The sequence below is a fragment of the Marinimicrobium sp. C6131 genome (genome assembly GCF_026153455.1).
In the GTDB taxonomy this organism is placed as follows: domain Bacteria; phylum Pseudomonadota; class Gammaproteobacteria; order Pseudomonadales; family Cellvibrionaceae; genus Marinimicrobium.
The window spans coordinates 1,623,474-1,643,457 of sequence record NZ_CP110629.1; the positions used below are offsets into that span (position 1 = coordinate 1,623,474).

Annotated in this window: 12 protein-coding genes; 4 read left to right on the top strand and 8 right to left on the bottom strand. The window is 60.3% G+C overall.

Features of this window, described 5'->3' with window-relative positions:
* Positions 1-82: 82 nt before the first annotated feature.
* From OOT55_RS06910 to cysM, 6 genes are all read right to left on the bottom strand, one after another.
* Complete coding sequence (locus OOT55_RS06910; protein ID WP_265368377.1) at positions 83-913, bottom strand: WYL domain-containing protein; 831 nt, start codon at positions 911-913, stop codon at positions 83-85.
* Positions 914-1,140: 227 nt separating this feature from the next.
* Positions 1,141-2,430 carry an HD-GYP domain-containing protein gene (locus tag OOT55_RS06915; RefSeq protein ID WP_322113833.1) on the bottom strand — a complete coding sequence of 430 codons (1,290 nt, stop codon included), beginning with the start codon at positions 2,428-2,430 and terminating at the stop codon, positions 1,141-1,143.
* A gap of 250 nt (positions 2,431-2,680) precedes the next feature.
* Positions 2,681-3,475 carry a nucleoside triphosphate pyrophosphohydrolase gene (mazG, locus tag OOT55_RS06920; protein WP_265368378.1) on the bottom strand — a complete coding sequence of 265 codons (795 nt, stop codon included), beginning with the start codon at positions 3,473-3,475 and terminating at the stop codon, positions 2,681-2,683.
* A 116-nt stretch (positions 3,476-3,591) separates the two neighbouring features.
* On the bottom strand, positions 3,592-5,829 hold the full coding sequence (gene relA, locus OOT55_RS06925) for a GTP diphosphokinase (RefSeq protein ID WP_265368379.1): 2,238 nt from the start codon (positions 5,827-5,829) through the stop codon (positions 3,592-3,594).
* A gap of 59 nt (positions 5,830-5,888) precedes the next feature.
* Positions 5,889-7,256, bottom strand: a complete 1,368-nt coding sequence (gene rlmD, locus OOT55_RS06930; RefSeq protein WP_265368380.1) for a 23S rRNA (uracil(1939)-C(5))-methyltransferase RlmD — start codon at positions 7,254-7,256, stop codon at positions 5,889-5,891.
* Positions 7,253-8,152 (bottom strand): cysteine synthase CysM, encoded by a 900-nt coding sequence (cysM, locus tag OOT55_RS06935; protein ID WP_265368381.1) that lies wholly within the window; start codon positions 8,150-8,152, stop codon positions 7,253-7,255. The genes rlmD and cysM overlap by 4 nt, the downstream gene beginning before the upstream one ends.
* A gap of 148 nt (positions 8,153-8,300) precedes the next feature.
* Here cysM and OOT55_RS06940 point away from each other — a divergent pair, with 148 nt between their 5' ends.
* Positions 8,301-11,099, top strand: a complete 2,799-nt coding sequence (locus OOT55_RS06940; protein ID WP_265368382.1) for a response regulator — start codon at positions 8,301-8,303, stop codon at positions 11,097-11,099.
* Positions 11,100-11,241: 142 nt separating this feature from the next.
* Positions 11,242-12,873 (top strand): sodium:solute symporter, encoded by a 1,632-nt coding sequence (locus tag OOT55_RS06945; RefSeq protein WP_265368383.1) that lies wholly within the window; start codon positions 11,242-11,244, stop codon positions 12,871-12,873.
* 485 nt (positions 12,874-13,358) lie between these two features.
* Here OOT55_RS06945 and OOT55_RS06950 read toward each other — a convergent pair whose 3' ends face one another.
* Entirely contained in the window at positions 13,359-15,542 is a 2,184-nt protein-coding gene (locus OOT55_RS06950) for a galactose-1-epimerase (protein ID WP_265368384.1), read from the bottom strand.
* A 101-nt stretch (positions 15,543-15,643) separates the two neighbouring features.
* On the opposite strand from OOT55_RS06950, the gene OOT55_RS06955 reads away from it, so the two are divergent.
* On the top strand, positions 15,644-17,518 hold the full coding sequence (locus tag OOT55_RS06955; protein WP_265368385.1) for a DUF5060 domain-containing protein: 1,875 nt from the start codon (positions 15,644-15,646) through the stop codon (positions 17,516-17,518).
* 119 nt (positions 17,519-17,637) lie between these two features.
* The gene (locus tag OOT55_RS06960; RefSeq protein ID WP_265368386.1) at positions 17,638-18,225 is read left to right on the top strand and encodes an SCO family protein; all 588 of its coding nucleotides are present in this window, start codon (positions 17,638-17,640) and stop codon (positions 18,223-18,225) included.
* 29 nt (positions 18,226-18,254) lie between these two features.
* Here the strand turns inward: OOT55_RS06960 and OOT55_RS06965 are convergent, their stop codons facing one another.
* Positions 18,255-19,967 (bottom strand): hypothetical protein, encoded by a 1,713-nt coding sequence (locus OOT55_RS06965; RefSeq protein ID WP_265368387.1) that lies wholly within the window; start codon positions 19,965-19,967, stop codon positions 18,255-18,257.
* Positions 19,968-19,984: the final 17 nt, after the last annotated feature.

Sequence of the window (19,984 nt, forward strand, 5' to 3'; positions counted from 1 at the left end):
CTAACCATTACGCATAGCAAACGAAATACTGCCCATAAACACAGGTAAACTCACTTGTCATATTCTGACTTAAGCAACCGCTTCACCCTTCAAACAGCCACTCCTTCACGTCATCTCGGTTGACGAGCACCAGTTGCTGAGCTTCGGGTGTTCCATCCCAGATTTTGGTATTCACCTGCATTTCCTGAATCAGGTACTGCACCAGGCAGGCTCGAGTTCGCCGATAGAGATGTCCATCCGTCATCTGGTAATCATGCTCCAAAACCTCCCGCTTCGCGTCCGGCAAGCGCGGGTCCGGCGCGAATATCAAAGTGACTTCCGTGTTCCAAGCTTCATCCTGATCGGCGGTCTGACGGCTTCTCCCGATCAGCTCGGGCTCACCCCGGAACCGGCTGAGCACAAAATCGCGATACTCGCCGCTCTTTTCGCAAAACGCCCTCAGGTGCCAGCGCAGGCCGGTATTGACGAACGTATGGGGGGCAATGACCCTCCCTTCCCGATTGGGATTGGACAGAGAGACATAGTCCACCTCCACCCGTTGCTGTTGGCGTATGCCGGCAATCAGGCCACGCATAACGGTGGGCGCGACGTGACGCGCGGGCAGGCGGAGGGATTCATGAGGAAGGATGGCGGGCGCGGGAATACGATACCCGGTCTGAATCCAGTTCAGGTATTCGGTGACATCGTCGGAGATATAGTGACGCCGGAAGTGGCTCGATGGTATCCAGGCCTTGCGGGAAGCGTCATAGGCCAGGTTGCCTTTGGTCAGTTCGTTATAAGCGTTGATATCCGAGCTGGCCTGTTGGCGCGAGAGGCCAAACTGCTCCACGATTTGTCGCGTATTGATCTGCCCTTCCCACCAAGCAACCAGCTCAACGTAGCGATAGCGGTGTTGAGGATGGGTTTTGTCCATTTATGGCTCCTGCCAATACTTGTATTTCTACACAAACCCATCGGATGCGTCCCCTTATTCTTCACACACCACGCACAGAGATATTGGTTACCTAAACAGCTGAAGCTCTGTCTCCAAGCGCAATATCTTGACGATCCGGAAAATCCGACGAGAACTGGAAGTGTGCCCTAAACCACACTTTATGCCAACCCCACCGGGTTCGCACCGCCGACGCATGAAGGTTGCCGTCAGGACGCCGCCCGAAACACCAGCCCCTTTTCCCGATACTCCGCCACGCTGATGCCGTAGGTCCCATCCTTGAGGGCTCGTTGAATCAGGAAATCGTCTTTCAGGTGACCCCGCTCCACATCCGCCAGGTTGATAACCTGTTCCTTTTTGAGCGGTCGTTCGCCTCGCTTGATCAGAATCACCTTGGGCAGGTGGCGGTATTTCTTACTGGTTTCCAGCACTATGCCCACCAGCTCATTGCGCAGCTGTACGATGGTGCCCGGGGGATAGAGGCCGATGCTTTTGATGAATTCCAGGGCGAGCTTCTCATCGAAATGGGTGCCCCGGTCCTTGTAGATGTTCTTCAGCGCAGAGGTGGTCGGTATGGCCTCGGCGTAGCAGCGATTGGCGGTCATGGCATCGTAGGCGTCGACCAGTGCGATAATGCGGGCGAAGCGGGAAATTTTCTCCGCCGTCAGTTTGCGCGGATAGCCCGTGCCGTCAATACGTTCGTGGTGGGTGTAGGCCACATCCACCACCACGTTTAAAATGCCCGGCGTAGACAGCAGCAGGTTGCGGCCGTGCACGGTGTGGGCACGGATCATGTTGAACTCTTTCGGGGTGAGCGCGCCGGCCTTGTTCAGGATGTCCGGCGGCACGCGCATTTTGCCCACGTCATGCAGCAGTCCGCACAGTCCCAGCTTTTCCAGGTCGGCCTCTTCCATGCCCAAGTGCCGCCCGAACGCGATGGCCAGGATGCAGACGTTCAGGCAGTGTTCGGCGGTGTATTCGTCTTCGTTGCGGATTTTGGTCATCCACAACAGGGCGTCGGGGTTGCGCAGGATACTGTCGACGCAGGTCCGCACCGTGGCTTTGGCCTGCTCGGTATTGATGGCACCCCCAAGGCGAATGTCGTCGACCAGGGTTTTGGTGAGTTGACGGGCCTGGCGGAAGACCTTGATGGCCTGACCGTGTTCTTCCCGGGCGGAGACTTTGTTGATGTAGGTGGTTTTCGGACGGATGGCGGCTTTCAGGCCGGTGCGCTGCTCCGGGGGACGCCACTGCGTCTGTACGGCGTCAATCCACACATAATCAGCGTATTCGGCGACGGTTTCCACATCTTCCGGGCCTTCGATCATAAAACCCTGCACCAGGAACGGCGTCTCGAGCCAATCCCGGTCGAGTTTGGAGACGAACATGCCGACTCTGAGCTCGGAGACATGGATTTTGAGGGAGCTTGTGCTCCGGTCCATCGAATCCGGTTGGACATCTTGCCAATTCACCGTCACTTCTCCTGGCCGAAATTCCATTACCTTTATTGTAGCCGATGGGCTGGAGGTTAACCGATTTCATTGGGGCGGTCACAGAGTTTTTGTTTATAAGGGGAAGGCGGATTTTGGTGCCAACGTCATAAGACGGTGCGGCAATCGATTGACGAGGCGGCGTAGAGGTTCGTAGATCGGCTTAGGCCGAAGGTCGTAAGCCGACAATGTGGGGATCGGGTGAGATGGTCGGATTACGCGCTGTGCGCTCCGATGCGTCGGACCGATCCGACCGACCTTACGTTTGGGTTTTGGCGTTGTTCCAGAGGGTGTCGAGGGCTTCGAGGGAGTGATCGTTCAGATTTCCCTCGGCATTCTGCTCGACGTAGCGGAAGCGCTGCTCAAACTTGCGGTTGGCCTGGCGCAGGGCCGCTTCGGGGTCGATTTTCAGGTGGCGGGCGACATTGGTGACGGCGAACAGCAGATCGCCCAGTTCTTCGGTCAGGTGTGCCTGGTCGCCAGCCTCCAGCGCCTCTGTCAACTCGTCGGTCTCCTCCCGGATTTTGGCCAGGGGACCGCGGATGTCCGGCCAGTCAAAGCCGACGTTGGCGGCGCGTTTTTGCAACTTGGCCGCGCGACTGAGGGCCGGGAGGTTCAGGGGCACGTCGTCGAGCACACCCTGCACACCCTTCTCTTCCCGCTCCTGTTGTTTGATGGCTTCCCAACGCTGTTTGACATCCGCTGGCAATGAGGCCTGGTCGTCCACGCGACTGTCCAGAGTGCCATCGGGGAAGACGTGCGGGTGACGGCGGATCAGCTTGTTCACCAGGCCATCGACGATCTGGCCGAAATCAAAACGCTCCTCTTCCTTACCCAGTTGGCTGTAGAAAATGACCTGAAACAGCAGGTCGCCGAGCTCTTCGCGCAGGTGGTCGTAATCGCCCCGTTCGATGGTGTCGACCACTTCGTAGGCTTCTTCCAGGGTGGAGGAGGCGATGGTCCGGTAGGACTGCTTCAGGTCCCAGGGGCAGCCGGTGTTGGGCTCGCGCAGGCGGGACATGAGGTAGAGTAAGTCGTCTACAGTGTGAGGCATGGTCGTGATGGTCCCGAGTGTTTGGGGTTACGGCGTGTTTGGGTTGCGGCGGATGCGCGCTCTGCGCTCCGATACGTCGGACCGATCCGCCCTACGCGTTGCTTCGGTGCCAACACTCAGTGTTTGCGGCGGGCCGAGGCGATATTGGGTAGCTGGTTCAGACGCGTGAGAATTCGACTGAGTTCGTCGATGCTGCGAATCTCGGCGCTGACCAGCATATCCACGGTGTTTTTGCGTTTATCGGACAGGGTCTGCATGGCGCTGATATTGATGCGTTCGCTGTCCAGCAGTGTGGTGATATCCCTCAGCAGGCCCTGGCGGTCGTAGGCTTCGATGATGATATCCACCGAATAGCTGCTCTGGGGGGCTTCACCCCAGGACACCTTGATGATCCGCTGCGGTTCATCGGCCTGGAGCTGCAGGATGTTGCTGCAATCCTGCCGGTGAATCGAGACCCCTTTGCCCAGGGTAATGTAGCCGGTAATGGCATCGCCGGGTACCGGGTTGCAGCAACTGGCAATCTGGGTGAGCAGGTTGCCCACACCTTCGATGTAGACATCCGAGTCTTTCTTGCGCTTGCCGGATTTGGCCTTGAACGGAATGACCAGCTCTTCCGGGCGCGACGCCTTGAGCAGTCGCTGGGCGGCGCTCAGCACCTGGCCGACACCGATGTCGCTGGCCCCCACCGCAGCATAGAGATCATCCAGGCTCTGCATATTCAGTTTGTGAGCCAGGGCTTCAAAATCCAGGTCCAGCAGCGCCAGCCGTTTGAACTCGCGGTCCAACAGCGCCTGCCCCTCGGCAATATTCTGATCCCGCGCCTGCACCTTGAACCAGTGCTGCACCTTGGCCCGGGCCCGGGCGGTGTTGATATAGCCCAGCGCCGGAGACAGCCAATCCCGGCTGGGCGCCTCCCGCTTGCCGGTGAGAATTTCCACCTGATCGGCGGTATTCAGGTGATAGTTCAGGGGCACGATGCGGTTATTGACCTTGGCACCGCGACAGCGATGGCCAACGTCGGTGTGGATACGGTAGGCAAAGTCCAGCGGAGTGGCGGTTTTGGGCAAGTCCACCACATGGCCTTCCGGGGTAAACACATAGATACGGTCCTGATCCACCGCCCGCAGCCCTTCCTTCAGCGGCTGTCCGTCGCCACCGAGTTCGTCGTGCCACTCGAGCACCTGGCGCAACCAGGCGATTTTCTGCTCGTAGCTTTTCTCACTGGCGTCGGCATCGGTCCCTTTGTACCGCCAGTGGGCGCACACGCCCAGCTCCGCCTCTTCGTGCATGGCAAAGGTGCGGATCTGGATTTCCAGCACTTTGTTTTCCGGACCAATGACCGCGGTATGCAGTGAGCGATAACCGTTTTCCTTGGGCGAGGCGATATAGTCATCGAATTCGTGGGGAATGTTGCGCCACTGACTGTGCACAATACCCAGCACGGTATAGCAATCCCGCACGGTCGGCACGAGAATGCGCACGGCGCGAATGTCGTATACCTGGGAGAAACTGATGCCCTTGCGCTGCATTTTCCGCCAGATGCTGTAGATGTGCTTGGCCCGCCCAGTGACCTCGCCCTCGATGTGGGCATCTTTGAGCTCGTCACGCAGAACCGTCAGGACCTTGTCGATATACTCCTGACGCGCCAGTCGCCGCTCGTCCAGCAGTTTGGCAATCCGTTTGTAGTCCGCCGGCTCCAGGTAGCGAAAGGCCAGGTCTTCCAGTTCCCATTTGATGTGGCCGATGCCCAGCCGGTGTGCGAGGGGCGCATAGACGTCCGCCACTTCCCGGGCGACTTGCCGGCGCCGCTGGGGGCCCGCATCCTTGACCGCGCGAATGGCGCAGGTGCGCTCGGCCAGCTTGATCAGCGCCACGCGTACATCATCGACCATGGCCACCAGCATCTTGCGGATATTTTCCGCCTGCTCTTCGGACTGACGACCGAACACCCGCTCGTCACCGTCGCCCCGTTGGTAGCTGATGGCGGCCATGCGCAGTACGCCCTTGATCAGCTTGGCCACGGTTTCACCAAACGCTTTCTGGACGGCCTCCAGGGTCAGGCGCTCTTCGCGCACCGCCCGGTAGAGAATGGCAGCCACCAGAGTGTCCTGATCCAGTTGCAGGTCCGCCAGAAGTTCGGCCATGTCCAGCCCGATGCTCAGACAGCTGCTGCCCCAGTCGTACTCCACCCGGGTACTGACCCGGTCGGCTTCGGCACTGAGTGCGCAGGCCCGGCGCAACTGCTGCCGGCTTTCCTCGGAGCGATCCGCCGCGCCCGGCAGTCGCTCCAGCCAGGCTTCAATGTCAATGGTGCCATCATCGGCAACGGGATGGTCTTCTCGAACTTTTACCATCGGTCTTGTTCACCCTCGACCGCCGGACCTCAATCAGCCCGGAGATCGTCCTGTCGGTGTTAGCGGCGCTGGAACAGCGCCATGGATTCCACATGTTCGGTGTGCGGGAACATATCCAGCACGCCGACGGATTGCAAGTCATACCCCGCGGAGGCCAGTTCTGCGGCATCGCGCGCCAGCGTGGCCGGGTTACAGGAGACATAGACCAGCCGGCCGGGCCGGAGTTTTATCAATGTGTCCAATACCTCTCGCGCCCCATCCCTCGGCGGATCGATCAACACGGCGTCCGGTGTGCCCCAGCGACGGCGCATAGCGGGGCTGGGGTCGGCCAGATTGGCCTGGGCGAAGGTCGCCTCCAGATGATTGCGGCGGGCGTTCTCCTCGCCCCGGCTCACCATGCTGGCGGCCCCCTCCAGCCCCAATACCCGGGCACCGGAGCGGGCCAAGGGTAGCGTAAAGTTGCCGATGCCACAAAACAGGTCCAGAACCTGCTCTCCCGGCCGGGGGGCAAGCCAGTCCAGGGCCTGCTGGACCATACGCCGATTGACCTCGGCATTCACCTGGGTGAAATCCTGGGGATGAAACCCCAGGGTCAGATCGAACTCGGGCAGCGCATAGCTCAGGCGGGGATCGCAGGGCTCTCCCGCCAGAGTGAGCAGCGTCGTCTGGTCGTTGATCTGGCGCCAGATTCGCTCAGGCGGAACACCCGGCAAAGCCGTCGCCAGCGTTTCCCGATCGGCGTCTTTCAGCGTTCTGATTTCCCGCAATACCAACGCCGGCCCTTCACCGGCCAGAATCAATTCAATATGGCTGATGGCCCCCGGTGCCTGCAGGCCGGACAGCCAGAGCTTCAGTGGCTCAATCAGAGCGTTGAGCGCCGGCGCCAACACCTCGCAGTGCGCAATGTCCACCAGCTCGCGCTGGCCCCGACGGCGAAATCCTACGGTGACCCCGCCGCGCTTGTCGGTCCAGACCCCCAGCCGGGCCCGATGGCGGTAGCCCTCGCTGGGCGATTCGATGGCGGGCGCCAACTGGCGTGGGGTAACACCACCCCACCGGGCCAACTGATCCAGCAGGGCCTGCTGTTTGAAGGCGAGTTGGGCATCGGGTCGGACGTGCTGCAACTGGCAGCCACCACACTCCCGAAAGTGCACACAGGGTGGGCTTTGCCGCTCCGGTGCCGAGGTGAGCAACTCGGCCACTGAGCCCTCCGCGTATCGGCTCTGCTCTGCCTCCAGAAGCACCCGCACAGACTCGCCGGGCAGGGCTCCAGCGACGAACAGCGTCTTGCCCTGCCAGCGGACAATACCCCGTCCATCGTGGCTCAGGCGCTCCACAGTCAGCGCATCGGGCAGGCGCCTGGGTTGAAACCGGGGCTTGCGGGCTGACCCCGGGCGCCGGCCGGGCCGCGGTGGTCGGCGACTCATGCCCGGAACACGCCGGACGACAGGTAGCGGTCGCCCCGGTCGCAGACAATGGCCACAATCACCGCATTGCTGACGTGCTGACTCAGTTCCAGCGCCGCCGCCACGGACCCACCGGAGGAGACGCCGGCAAAAATGCCCTCCTCGCGCGCCATGGCCCGCATGGTGTCCTCCGCCAGCTTCTGCGGCATATTGACGATCCGGTCGACCCGGGAGGCGTCGTAAATTTTGGGCAGGTAGGCTTCCGGCCAGCGGCGGATGCCCGGAATTTTGGCGTCTTCGTCCGGCTGCAGGCCCACAATTTCGATCTTGGGGTTCTGCTCCTTGAAGTAGCGGGAACAGCCCATGATGGTGCCTGTGGTACCCATGGAGCTGATAAAGTGGGTAATCCGCCCATCGGTCTGACGCCAGATTTCCGGGCCGGTGGTTTCGTAGTGGGCCTGAGGGTTGGCCGCATTGCCAAACTGGTCCAGTACCCGACCATGCCCCTCGGCCTGCATTTTCAGCGCCAGATCGCGGGCGCCTTCCATACCCTCCGCCTCGGTCACCTGAATCAGCTCGGCGCCGTAGGCCGTCATGGCGTCCTTGCGCTCCTGGGTACTGTTATCGGGCATGATCAGGATCATCCGGTAGCCCTTGATCGCGGCCACCATGGCCAGGGCAATGCCGGTGTTGCCGCTGGTGGCCTCAATCAGGGTATCACCGGGACGGATCAGCCCCCGGGCCTCGGCCTGCTGGATCATCCACAGCGCCGGCCGGTCCTTGACCGAACCCGCCGGGTTATTGCCCTCAAGCTTGACCAGAATCTCGTTACTGGTCTCGCCGGGCAGCCGCTGCAGGCGCACCAGCGGCGTGTTGCCGACACAGGATTCAATCGTGGGAAAAGGGGATACCGCCATAATCTGAACGCCATAACCATCGATGGGACGGGGCTGGGAAGCGCTTCACAGACCCCGCAAAAGCCCGCTATTCTACCGCCGAATATGCTAAGGTGAAACCAAACCAGCGGACTTGGCCGCGCACGGAACGGAAACGATAACAAGCCCCATGAGACTGACCGACATCAAAACCCAGATATGGCGCCTGGTACTCTTCCCCGCCCTGGGTGTCACCCTGATCCTCGCGTTTACCCTGACGTACCTGTATCTGGCGCAGCTGAACAAGTTTGTCAGCCAGCGCGGCGGTGCACTGAGCGAGAAACTGGCGGAGATCAGCGCGGAAACCCTGAGCCGAAATGACCCGGATCTGTTGCGTTCGGTCATCGAAGCTTCCCTGGAAGAACCCTACATCCGGGCCGTTGAACTGTATCTGAAAGACAGCGGTACCACCATTCACAGCGGCCCTCGCATGCTGCCGCTGGTCAACCCCGGCCCGGCGGACCTGAGCCAACCCCAACAGCGCAGAACCCCCAAGTCAATCCGCTTCGCCCACCCGGTTCCGGGCATTGAGGGAGCGCCCTCCCCCGGCTGGATCGAAGTGGAGCTGCTGGCCTCGCCGTTTCTGGTACTGCGCTACCAGACCATTCTGATCACCCTGGTGTTGACGCTGGTGTGCCTGGCAATGTGCGCCTGGTTTTCCACCCGCCTGTACAAACGGCTGACCCACCCGCTGAACCAGATCCGGGAGACGATTCAGGGCATGGCACGGGGCCAGATGGATCGTCGTCTGCCCAATATGGAAAGCCGTGAACTGGACGAGCTGGCCCGGGCGGTGAATGACACCGCCGAGTCTCTGGAGCAGGCTCACCGTGACATGCAGGTGAACATCGACCAATCCACCGAGGACCTGCGGGAAACCCTGGAAACCATCGAAATCCAGAATATCGAGCTGAACATGGCCCGCAAGGAAGCGTTGGAAGCCAGCCGGATCAAGTCGGAGTTTCTGGCCAACACCAGCCACGAAATCCGCACCCCGCTGAATGGTATCCTCGGATTCACCAACCTGGCGCTGAAAACCGATCTGGATGAGCAGCAAAAAGAGTATCTGGAGACCATTCGGGACTCCTCCCAGAACCTGTTGACCGTGATCAATGACATTCTGGACTTCTCGAAAATCGAATCCGGCAAGTTGACTCTGGACTACGTGCCCCTGCCCCTGCGCAAGGTGGTGGAAGAGGCGGTGCACATTCTCGCGCCGGATGCCCACGAGAAAAACCTGCAACTGGTGACTCTGCTCGACGACAACCTGCCACTGCACCTGCTCGGTGACCCGCTGCGCTTCAAGCAGGTGCTGACCAACCTGGTGAGCAACGCCATCAAGTTCAGTCAGCAGGGCAATATCGTCGTGCATGCGGCCTTGATCAACCGCCAGGAAACCCAGTTGACGCTCAAGGTCAGTGTCAGCGACAACGGTATCGGTCTGACCGCGGAGCAGAAGGAGCGGCTGTTCAGTGCGTTCAATCAGGCAGACACCTCCAGCTCCCGGGAATACGGCGGCACCGGTCTGGGCCTGGTGATCTGCAAGGGGCTGGTGGAGCGCATGGGAGGCGAGATTGGCGTGGAAAGCCAGCCCGAACAGGGCTCCCGCTTCTGGTTTACCGCCCGCCTCGGTATCGACAAAAGCCTACCGGAAACACCGGCCGAACGCCTTCTGCTGGGCGAGCGGGCGCTCATCTGCAGCGACAACCCACCCTCCTGCCATCAGTTGGAACAGTTGCTGCATTTGTGGCAGGCCGATACTGAGACGATTTCGTCCATTCACGATATTTTCCCCGCGTTGCGCAAGGCGCAGGAGCGCGACGACGCGTTTCGTCTGGTCCTCATGGATATAGCGCCGAACGAGCGCAAGCTCCAGGCGCCTTTATTGGAAAGCCTGACCCAGCAACTGCGTCGGGAATTCGACTGCATCCTGGTGGCCTGTTGTACACCGGCACACCAGCGCCTGTTCCGTCAGGGCGTGGACCATTGCAGCACCAGCTTCGTCAACAAGCCCATCAGCTACGATGCACTGCTGGAAACGCTGGCCCGTCAGATGGACATTCCCCTCAAGCGGCCGGGAGACATCCAGGGCAAGGCCCAGAGCGCGGCGGACAAGCCCGCCGCCCGGATCCTGGTGGTCGACGACAACCCAGCCAACCTGCAACTGGCCGGAGAATTGTTGCGCGGCCTGAATACCGAGGTCGCACTCGCCACCAGCGGACAGGAAGCGCTGGAGTGGTGCCGGAAGCAGGATTTTGACCTGATTTTCATGGACATTCAGATGCCCGGCATGGACGGCATTGAGACCACCAAGCGACTGCGTGCCGACCACCCGCGGCGGCGCACGCCCATTATCGCCCTCACCGCCCACTCCATGACCGAGCAGAAGGCCGAGTTGTTGATTGCCGGTATGGACGATTGCGTCAGCAAGCCGGTCAGCGAAAACCAGTTGGCCCATATCGTCAACCGCTGGGTGCCCCTCAACGGACGCCAGGCCGTCGAGGGGCCAATGACTGGCACTCCGACCCAACCCAGACTGCCCGCCATTGAGCTGGCGGAGGACGAGCAGCCCAGCCCGGTGGACATTCCCCTGTGTCTCAAACTCGCCAACCATAAACCCACGCTGGCCCGGGACATGTTGGAAATGCTCATCAAGAACCTGAGCGGCGAGCGGGACGCTATCAACCAGGCTTTCGACAGTCAGGACTTTGAACAGCTCGAAGAGCTGGTGCATCGACTGTATGGCAGTTGCTGTTACTGCGGTGTACCCCGTCTGAAGCGGATCAGCGGCCTGCTGGACAAGATTCTTCAGGCTCGCCAGTATGACCAGGTGGCCAGCCCGATCAAGGCGCTCGACAACGAGGTCGACGAAATTTTGCGCTGGGCCTACGAACGGGATATCAGCGCCCTGTTCGATGTCGACCCGTAAGTTTCTCGATTCTGGTGCAATCGGTGATTCTCAGGTCGCCCTGTTAAATGTTATGATAATACTTTAATAAGCAGGTTCCTTTCAGGGGAGCCATCCAATAACGCTAACTCATAGCCTAAAAAAACCAGGGTGGTAGATAACGATGATTCCATTCAGTGGTCTGGACTGGGCCGTTCTCGGCCTGTTTTTCCTGATTCTTCTTGGGGTAGTAGTCTGGTCCTTCATGGAGAAGGAAAAAGACACCACCGATTACTTTCTGGCGGGCCGCAACGCGGGCTGGCTGGTAATCGGGGCCTCCATTTTCGCCTCCAACATCGGCTCCGAGCATCTGGTGGGCCTGTCCGGCGCCGGCGCCCAGACGGGCATGGCCATGGCTCACTGGGAGCTTCAGTCCTGGATTATCATTATCCTGGGCTGGGTGTTTGCGCCCTTTTACTGGAGCGCCAAGGTCTACACCATGCCCGAGTACCTGGAGCGCCGTTACTCCAGCAGCTCACGCACTTTTCTCTCGTTCATCTCGCTGGTCAGTTACGTCCTCACCAAAGTGTCGGTCACGGTCTACGCCGGTGGTGTGGTCCTGAAAACCGTGCTGGGTATTGATTCCCTCTGGGGCATCGACTTCTTCTGGATCGCGGCCATGGGCCTGGTGTTGATTACCGGCCTGTACACCGTCGCCGGTGGCATGAAGGCGATTCTGGTCACCTCCGTCATTCAGACGCCCATTCTGATTCTCGGCTCGCTGGTCATCCTGTTTGTGGGTATGGACAAAGTCGGTGGCTTGGGCGAGCTGGAGCGCATCAACGCCGAACGCATGAGCCTGATGCGACCACTGGACGACCCGGAATTCCCCTGGCTGGGCGTGATCGGCGGCTCCATCATCATCGGTCTGTGGTACTGGTGTACTGACCAGTACATCGTTCAGCGTGTCCTGACCGCCAAAGGCATTCAGGCCGCCCGTCGTGGTACCATTTTCGCCGGTTACCTGAAACTGCTGCCGGTGTTCATCTTCCTGTTCCCGGGCATGATCGCCTACGCACTGCACGAGCAGGGCCAGATCAGCCTGGCCAGCGCCGACCAGGCCTTTGCCACCCTGGTGACCGAGCTTCTGCCTTCAGGCATCAAGGGCATTGTGATCGGTGGTCTGATCGCCGCCCTGATGAGCTCCCTGGCCTCGCTGTTCAACTCCTCGGCGACCCTGTTCACCATCGATTTCTACAAGAAGTACAAGCCCCAGTCGAGCGAACAGCACCTGGTGAAAGTGGGCCGTTATGCCACCGTCGCCGTGGTGGCGCTGGGTATTCTGTGGATTCCGATCATGCAGTCCATCGCCGATGTGCTGTATGAGTATCTGCAGTTGGTTCAGTCGCTGATTGCCCCGGGCATTGCCGCGGTTTTCCTGCTGGGTGTGTTCTCCCGCAAAATCACCCCCGCCGCCGGTATCACCGGTCTGGTCGCCGGTTTCGTGATCGGCATGACGCGCCTGGTGCTGACCATTTTCGAGGACAGTTTGCCCGAAGGCAGTATCTGGCTGGGCATGGTCGAGCTGAACTGGCTGTACTTCTGCTCGGTACTGTTTATCGCCATTGTGCTGTTGGTCATCGGGGTGAGTTTCTTCACCCGTCAGGCCAGCGATGAGCAGGTGGCCGGTCTGACCTATGGGTCGATCAGTAAGGAGCAGCGCGCTGAAATCAAGGCCGGCATTGATAAGTGGGATATCATCCACACCGTGATCATTCTCGGCATCACCGCCTTCATTTACGTGCGGTTCTGGTAAGGCATTGAACGCTCGGCAAGGATGCCGATGAACATTCCGAAAACGGCTCACCTTTTGGGGTGGGCCGTTTTTTTGTTGGTTACTTCGTCGTGGAGTGCTGCGGGTGTGTATACCGGTTGGAGACCCGCCGTGAACCCATCCATGGGGGCTTCTCGTCGACATCCATGTCTCCGAGAGTCTCCAACCGGTATACACACCCTCCGCTAGTGCCAACGGAGCCCTCGGTGGGAGGGTGTACCCCTTTGAGACCGTCGCCTGCCTTGGACGCCCCACATGGATGTGGGAAGTGTCCCGAAGCGCCGGGAGCGCGAAGGGGACCGGCAGGCGATCGAGCCCCCAGGGATGGGTTTACGGCGTGTCTCAAAGGGGTACACCCTCCCGCAGCACTCCACGACGAAGTAACCAAACAATACCTCTTCAAACAAAAAAAACCGCCCAAGGCCAAAGGCCAAGGGCGGTTCATACGCTCCGTTGTTTCGAACGTCTTACTTCACATCAAACCGGAAACTCATGCTGGTTTCATACACCTCACCCGGCTCCAGAATGGTGCTCGGGAAATCCGGCTGGTTGGGTGAATCCGGATAGTGCTGCGGCTCCAGGCAGAAGCCACCGTGGAGGACAAACTCGCGCTCGCCATCAGAGAGCGAACCGTCCAGGAAATTACCGGAATAGAACTGAATCGCCGGCTCCTCGGTCAGTACTTCCAGCACCCGACCAGTGTTCGGATCTTCGGCGCGGGCCGCTACGATCAGCCCATCCTGACCCTCACGATCCAGAACAAAATTGTGGTCAAAGCCACCACCGACGCGAGTCAATTGTGGGTGGTCGGCATTGATGTCCTGGCCAATCGGCTTGGGCTCGGTGAAGTCCAGCGGGGTACCGGCAACGGGTGCCAGCTCGCCGGTCGGGATCAGGCCGCTGTCCACCGGCGTGTAACGATCGGCATTGATCTGCAGGATGTGATCCAAGATCTTGCCTTCACCGGACAGGTTAAAGTAGGTGTGCTGAGTCAGATTCACCGGCGTCGCCTTGTCGGTTTCCGCGCGGAACTCGGTGATCAGCTCGTTATCGTCGGTCAACACGTAGCGGGTGGTCACTTCCAGATTGCCCGGATAGCCCTGGTCCCCGTCCTCGCTCAACAGGAACAGCTCAACCGCCAGGCCGCGCTCGTCGGAGACAAACTTGGCATCCCACAGTTTTTTGTCGAAGCCAACCAAACCACCGTGCAAGTGATTGTCACCGTCGTTCTGATCCAGGGTGATGGTCTCACCATTCAGATCAAAGCGGCCATTGGCAATACGGTTGCCATAGCGGCCAATCAGTGCGCCAAAGTACGGTGGGTTCTGTTCCACATAATCGTTCAGCGTCTCAAAGCCCAGCACCACGTTATCCAGCTCACCGTTTTTATCCGGCACGGTCAGATGCGTGATGATGCCACCGTAGTTCATCAGCTTGACCTCCATGCCCTCACCATTGTTCAGGGTGAAGCGGGTCACTTCACGGCCGTCGGGCAGCTCGCCGAACGATTCCTTGCTGATGTAGGCGCGGCCATACTCAGAGGCGTCCGCATTGCTGTCTTCGTACTGCTCGGGGTTCAGGTGGTGGTTGTCCGGACGGTTCTGATAAAACTCCGGAAATCCGTCCTCATCCCATCCGATCACCCGCACCCGGGCGTGGCGGTTGGGATCGGTCAGGGGGTTGCCCTTGAGCTCTTTGTAGCTGCGAGTGTGATAGACCATCAGGTCCGTCTCACCGTCTTCCGCCACAGTGAAACTGTTGTGGCCGGGGCCGAAACGCTCCAGAGACTCATTGGTGTGGAACACCGGCTCGGGGGATTTCTTCCAGGAGGCGGGATCGGTCAGATCGGCGTCCTCATCCGCCCATACCAGACCCACGGCATAGTTGTGATCCGTGGCCGCCGCGGAATAGGTCACGAAAATCCGGCCGTTGCGCTTTAGCACCGCCGCGCCTTCATTGACCTTGTAACCCACCTGCTCCCAATCGAGCTCGGGCTCGGTAATGGCGATCACCGGTCCGGTAATGGACGTGGGGCTGTCCATTTCGGCCAGGTAGAGTGCGGAATTGTAGCGCTGCTGCTGATCGCTCTGGGCCCAGATCAGATAGCGCTTGCCGTTGTGCTCAAAGGTGGTGGCATCAAGGGAGAAGCTCTCCCAGGGGGTCTCGATTGCGCCCTCGTCGGTCCACTCCCCGGTCATCGGGTCTTCGTTGGGGTTCGACAGCACATGCATCCGCATGCGGAACGGCTGATCGCCGTGGCCCAGCGCCACATGCACATACCAGACGCCATCTATACGGTGCAGTTCCGGTGCCCAGACGTTCCCCGCGGTGGGGCCTTCGTCCGGACGCTGCCAGATCACCTTGGGCTCGGCGTCGGCCAGGCCATTGAGGGTATCGGCGGTGACCAGCTCGATCCGGTCAAACTCCGGCGCGGTGGAAATAAAGTAATATTGGCCGTCTTCGGTGCGGTGAATCCAGGGATCGGCCCCGAATTCGACCAAGGGGACCTGATACTCAGGCAATCCGTTATCGACACTTGCGTTGGTGGAGGAGGTTTCCTCGGGCGCCTCGGAACAGGCAACCAGACCCAGTCCGGCAGCCACCAGGGCGCCTCCGGCCAACAGCTGTCGCAGAGGAGAGATACTTGTCATAATCCATACCTTCTATCGTTGTCGTTATCAGCGTTATTCGTACCGGACATTCTACGAAAGGCCTTATTGTAATACAATAAAATAACAACACTGGAGGTAATATGATCGGCCACTACCTGACGCACAGCACTCGCCGCCTGAGTTACGGGGTATGCATGCTCAGCCTGATCCTGCTCATTGGCTGCTCGGATCCACATCAGGAGTCAGCCACCGCGGAGAGCGACCTTCCCGTGTACCAACAGTGGCACAACATCACTCTCGACTTTGAGGGACCTGAAACCTCAGAGCAAGACGCGGACAACCCCTTTCTGAATTACCGGCTCACGGTCACCTTTACCCATGACGGCCAAGAGTACCCCATTCGCGGTTACTATGCCGCCGATGGCCGGGCCAGCGAGAGCGGCGCCGATGCCGGCAACATCTGGCAGGTGAAATTCAGAGCCCCGGAGACCGGCCAGTGGCAGTACCGTGCCCGACTTGAGCGGGGCGAGAAAATCGCGCTCGGCACAGGCGCCGGTGACAGTGTGCCACTCGACAATGCCACCGGCACCTTCACGGTTGAGGCCAGCGACAAGAGCGCACCGGACTTCCGCGCGCTGGGCCGACTGTCGGTGAACAATGGTCATTTTTACTTTCCCGATACCGACCGATACTGGCTCAAGGGCGGTAGCAACAGCCCGGAGAACTTTCTCGCCTACAAAGGGTTCGATGGTACTTACCGGATTGCCGCATCGGCTCGCGAGGGAGAAGCCAGCGCCGATAGCGAACTGCACCGTTACGAGTCACATCGGCAAGACTGGCAACCGGGCGATCCCACCCTGCGCGGAGACACCGGTAAATCCATTTTCGGCGCCGTCAACTATCTCGCCGAAAAGGGGATGAACGCCATTTATCTTCTGACCATGAATATCGAGGGCGACGGCAAAGATGTCTGGCCCTACACCAGCCCGGAGGATTTCACCCGCTTTGATGTGAGCCGATTGGCACAGTGGGAGCAGCTGTTTCAGCACATGCAGAATAAAGGCATTCTCATTCATCTGGTCACTCAGGAAACCGAGAATGAGCGACTGCTGGATGACGGCGATGTCGGTCCGATGCGCACCCTCTACTACCAGGAGCTGATTGCCCGTTTTGGCCACCATCTCGGGTTGATCTGGAACCTGGGCGAAGAGAACGGCTACGCCGAATGGTCTCCTCCGGCGCAAAACACCGAACAACGCAAAGCCATGATCCGCTTCTTTGAGCAGGCGGACCCTTACCAGAACCCGGTGCTACTTCACACCCACGCGGAAGTCGGCACCCGTGAGCCCGTACTTGAACCCCTGCTGGGCGTCGAGGGCCTTGATGGCCTGTCACTGCAAGCGCACGATCGGCAGCACGCTCATCAGGTGGTCATGAAGTGGAAAGAGCGCTCAGAGCAGGCCGGTCAGCGCTGGCTGATCACCATGGATGAAATCGGCATGTGGCACACCGGTGCCGACACCGACGAGAATGATCCCGGTCACCCCAGCCTGCGCGGTGATGTGCTCTGGGGCACACTGCTGTCCGGAGCGGCCGGAGTGGAGTGGTATTTCGGTGCCCATAATCCCCACAACGACCTGACCTCGGAAGACTGGCGCCAACGGGACGAGCTTTGGTCACTGACCCGTCACGCCATGACGTTCTTCCGGGCCTATTTGCCCTGGTGGGACATGGCGCCGGCACACGACCTTTTGTCTCGGGAAGGGGCGTTTTGTCTGGCCAGGCACGACGACACCTACGCCCTGTATTTCCCCACCGACACCGAACAGTATCAGATTGATCTGAGCGGGCTGAGCAACGACTTCAAGGTTCATTGGTACAACCCGGTTTCCGGTGGCGACCTGTACTCGGGAAGCGTGACCAACGTAGAGGGTGGCGCGGAGGTCACTCTGGGCAATCCGCCCGGCCGGGCGACAGAGGACTGGGTGGTTCTGTTGCGCAAAAGCGGACGCTAAGTAAAAGGCTCGGCCGCCCTTGAATCCGCTCGGGGCCGGCTCGACAGCGCGGTCCTTGCAGTCGCTGGCCGCCCGGGGGATACTGAGCCCACTCCTCCGGGCCATCGAGGTCGCCGACCATGTCCAGAGCCCTGCCCGCCTGCGGCCTGTCTTTATTGTTGCTCGCCAGTTGCACCCAGCGGGACGAACCATTGGTGCTGACCCACGGCACGCTGACCGAGACGCCCCGACCGATCGCCGAGTTCCAATTGACCGACCAGACCGGGGCGGCCTTTTCCAGAACCAACCTGCTGGGTCAGTGGACCGTGCTTTTCTCCGGCTTTACCCACTGCCCCGATATCTGCCCACTGACGCTGGGCATCATCCGCAACGCCGAGGCTAAGCTTGAGACGCCAGGGCATCACCGGGTGGTTTTTGTCAGTGTCGATTCCGAGCGGGACACGCCGGCGCTGTTGCAGGAGTACCTGGGATGGTTTGACCGGGACTGGGTGGGCCTGTCCGGAACCCGCGCGGCGCTCACCCCCCTGCTCGACAGCCTGGAATTGGGCTATGTACGGGTGCCACTGGGCTCGGAGGGCGACTACACCATGGACCATTCGACGGCCGTGGTGTTGATCGACCCGAAAGCACGGCTGGTCGGCTACTGGAAGGCGCCCCTGGACGCGGGGCAACTGGCGGCGGATCTGGCCGCCCTGCCCGCCCCTTGACTGGATCGGACAGAGCGCCAGGTGATACCTCAGAGCCTGGAGGAGGTCAGGGTAATATCGGCATGAGCCCAAGCCTTTTCAAAACGCTCGGCAATAGCGTCGGCACTGTCATTTTTCCCTTGGGCTCGCAGAGCCCGCTCCAATCCGAACAGAGACCAACCATTTTCCGGGTTCCGACGAAGCTCAGCGCGGTAAGTCGCCTCCGCTTCCGCCGGTCGCTCGGCTTCGAGCAATATCGCACCCAAAGTCTGGCGCACGGGGGCATGCCAGGCCGGTGGCTCGTCGTAGGGCAGCTCCCCCTCAATGGCCATCCCCTCATTGAGCGCTGACAGTGCACCATCAAGGTCTCTCTCGGCCCAGGCGATTTCCCCGGCGAGCGTCCGCTCCGCCACACGCACGCCGTGAACCAGTGAGTACCGATTCCAGACCCGCATGGCTTCAATGCGCGGGTCTTCGGTGAGTGCCATCAGCGTCGCATGATGTTCCCGCGCTTCAGATCGCCGCCCACTGCGCAGCGCGGCCATTCCCTGAGCGTACTCCCACATGGCGACCATATAAGGCAAATCCTCCGCCGGCTTTGGCGTGGTGGCGATCTCATCCCACAACCCGAACCGGACCCGCGCGAACAGGGGAGACAGGGCAAAGTTCTGCATGGCCTCCAGACCCGGTGCCCGCATCAACTCCTCGTCACTGGTTCGCCCGTAGGTCGACTCTGCCGCCGCCAACGCGGTTGCCTGATTCCCCGTCATACTCGCGGCAAACCACAGAAAGTGATGGTTGTGAGGAACATAACCCAGGGGATAGACCCCGGGCCCGGGACGGCAGGCAGCCAGATAGGTATTGTCGGCTTCGATCGCACGCTGGTTGGCGAGCACCGCGTCCTGCCAACGCCCCACCCGGGCGTAGATATGGGCAGGCATGTGCACCAGGTGGCCAGAGCCCGGGATCAAGTCACGCAGCCGGTCTGCCGCCATCACGCCCCGCTCCGGTTCATTGGATGCCTCCACCGCGTGCACATAGAGATGAAGGGCCCCGGCGTGTTCATCGTTGCGCTCGATAATGCCTTCAAGCACCGCGACAATCTCGGTCGTATTGCCTGTGGGGTTACCTTCGCTGTCCCAATAATCCCAGGGTTGAAGGTCCATCAGGGCCTCGGCGTAAAAGGCCGCCGCATCAAGATCATCTGGATACTTTGCCACCAGCTCTGCCATGGCATTGGCGTAGGCGCGATCGAGGGCCGAGCGGTCGTCCGGCGGATTTTCCTGGTAGCGTGCCGCCAGGGCGCGAATATAGGCCTGCTCCCGAGGGGTTGCGTTTTCCGACAGGGCCTGGGCGGCCTTTAACCGCTCCCAGGCGGCCTGATTGTTGGCCGGGTCCATGCCGGCATTCACGTGCGGTCCCAGCACCAGCGCCGCACCCCACCAGCACATGGCGCACTCCGGGTCCAGTTCAACGGCTTTCAGAAAGGAGCGTTCGGCGGCCTGATGATTGAACCCGTAGGTCAGCATCAGCGCCTGATCAAACCATACCTGAGCGTCGGGGTTCTGATGGCTGATCGGGAAGTGGTAATCACCCAGACCATCGAGCAGGGTGGCGCCAACGGGGGCAATTTCGGGCAAGTAATTATCGGGAGAGGTGTCGGACGTGGCGGTGCGGGCGGTCGTATCGCGCTGGCAGCCTGCAGCCAGCAATGCAATCAGAATCAAACCTGTAATAAACCAGGGAGGGCGGAACCGTTTCATGGGATTTACCTCGCAAT

What these genes read in the sequence shown, in the direction of transcription:
- OOT55_RS06945 (WP_265368383.1), top strand. Translation starts at nt 11,242, where the DNA reads ATGATTCCATTCAGTGGTCTGGACTGGGCCGTTCTCGGCCTGTTTTTC.
- OOT55_RS06960 (WP_265368386.1), top strand. Translation starts at nt 17,638, where the DNA reads ATGTCCAGAGCCCTGCCCGCCTGCGGCCTGTCTTTATTGTTGCTCGCC.
- OOT55_RS06950 (WP_265368384.1), bottom strand. Translation starts at nt 15,542, where the DNA reads ATGACAAGTATCTCTCCTCTGCGACAGCTGTTGGCCGGAGGCGCCCTG.
- OOT55_RS06965 (WP_265368387.1), bottom strand. Translation starts at nt 19,967, where the DNA reads ATGAAACGGTTCCGCCCTCCCTGGTTTATTACAGGTTTGATTCTGATT.
- relA (WP_265368379.1), bottom strand. Translation starts at nt 5,829, where the DNA reads ATGGTAAAAGTTCGAGAAGACCATCCCGTTGCCGATGATGGCACCATT.
- OOT55_RS06940 (WP_265368382.1), top strand. Translation starts at nt 8,301, where the DNA reads ATGAGACTGACCGACATCAAAACCCAGATATGGCGCCTGGTACTCTTC.
- cysM (WP_265368381.1), bottom strand. Translation starts at nt 8,152, where the DNA reads ATGGCGGTATCCCCTTTTCCCACGATTGAATCCTGTGTCGGCAACACG.
- OOT55_RS06915 (WP_322113833.1), bottom strand. Translation starts at nt 2,430, where the DNA reads ATGGAATTTCGGCCAGGAGAAGTGACGGTGAATTGGCAAGATGTCCAA.
- OOT55_RS06910 (WP_265368377.1), bottom strand. Translation starts at nt 913, where the DNA reads ATGGACAAAACCCATCCTCAACACCGCTATCGCTACGTTGAGCTGGTT.
- rlmD (WP_265368380.1), bottom strand. Translation starts at nt 7,256, where the DNA reads ATGAGTCGCCGACCACCGCGGCCCGGCCGGCGCCCGGGGTCAGCCCGC.
- OOT55_RS06955 (WP_265368385.1), top strand. Translation starts at nt 15,644, where the DNA reads ATGATCGGCCACTACCTGACGCACAGCACTCGCCGCCTGAGTTACGGG.
- mazG (WP_265368378.1), bottom strand. Translation starts at nt 3,475, where the DNA reads ATGCCTCACACTGTAGACGACTTACTCTACCTCATGTCCCGCCTGCGC.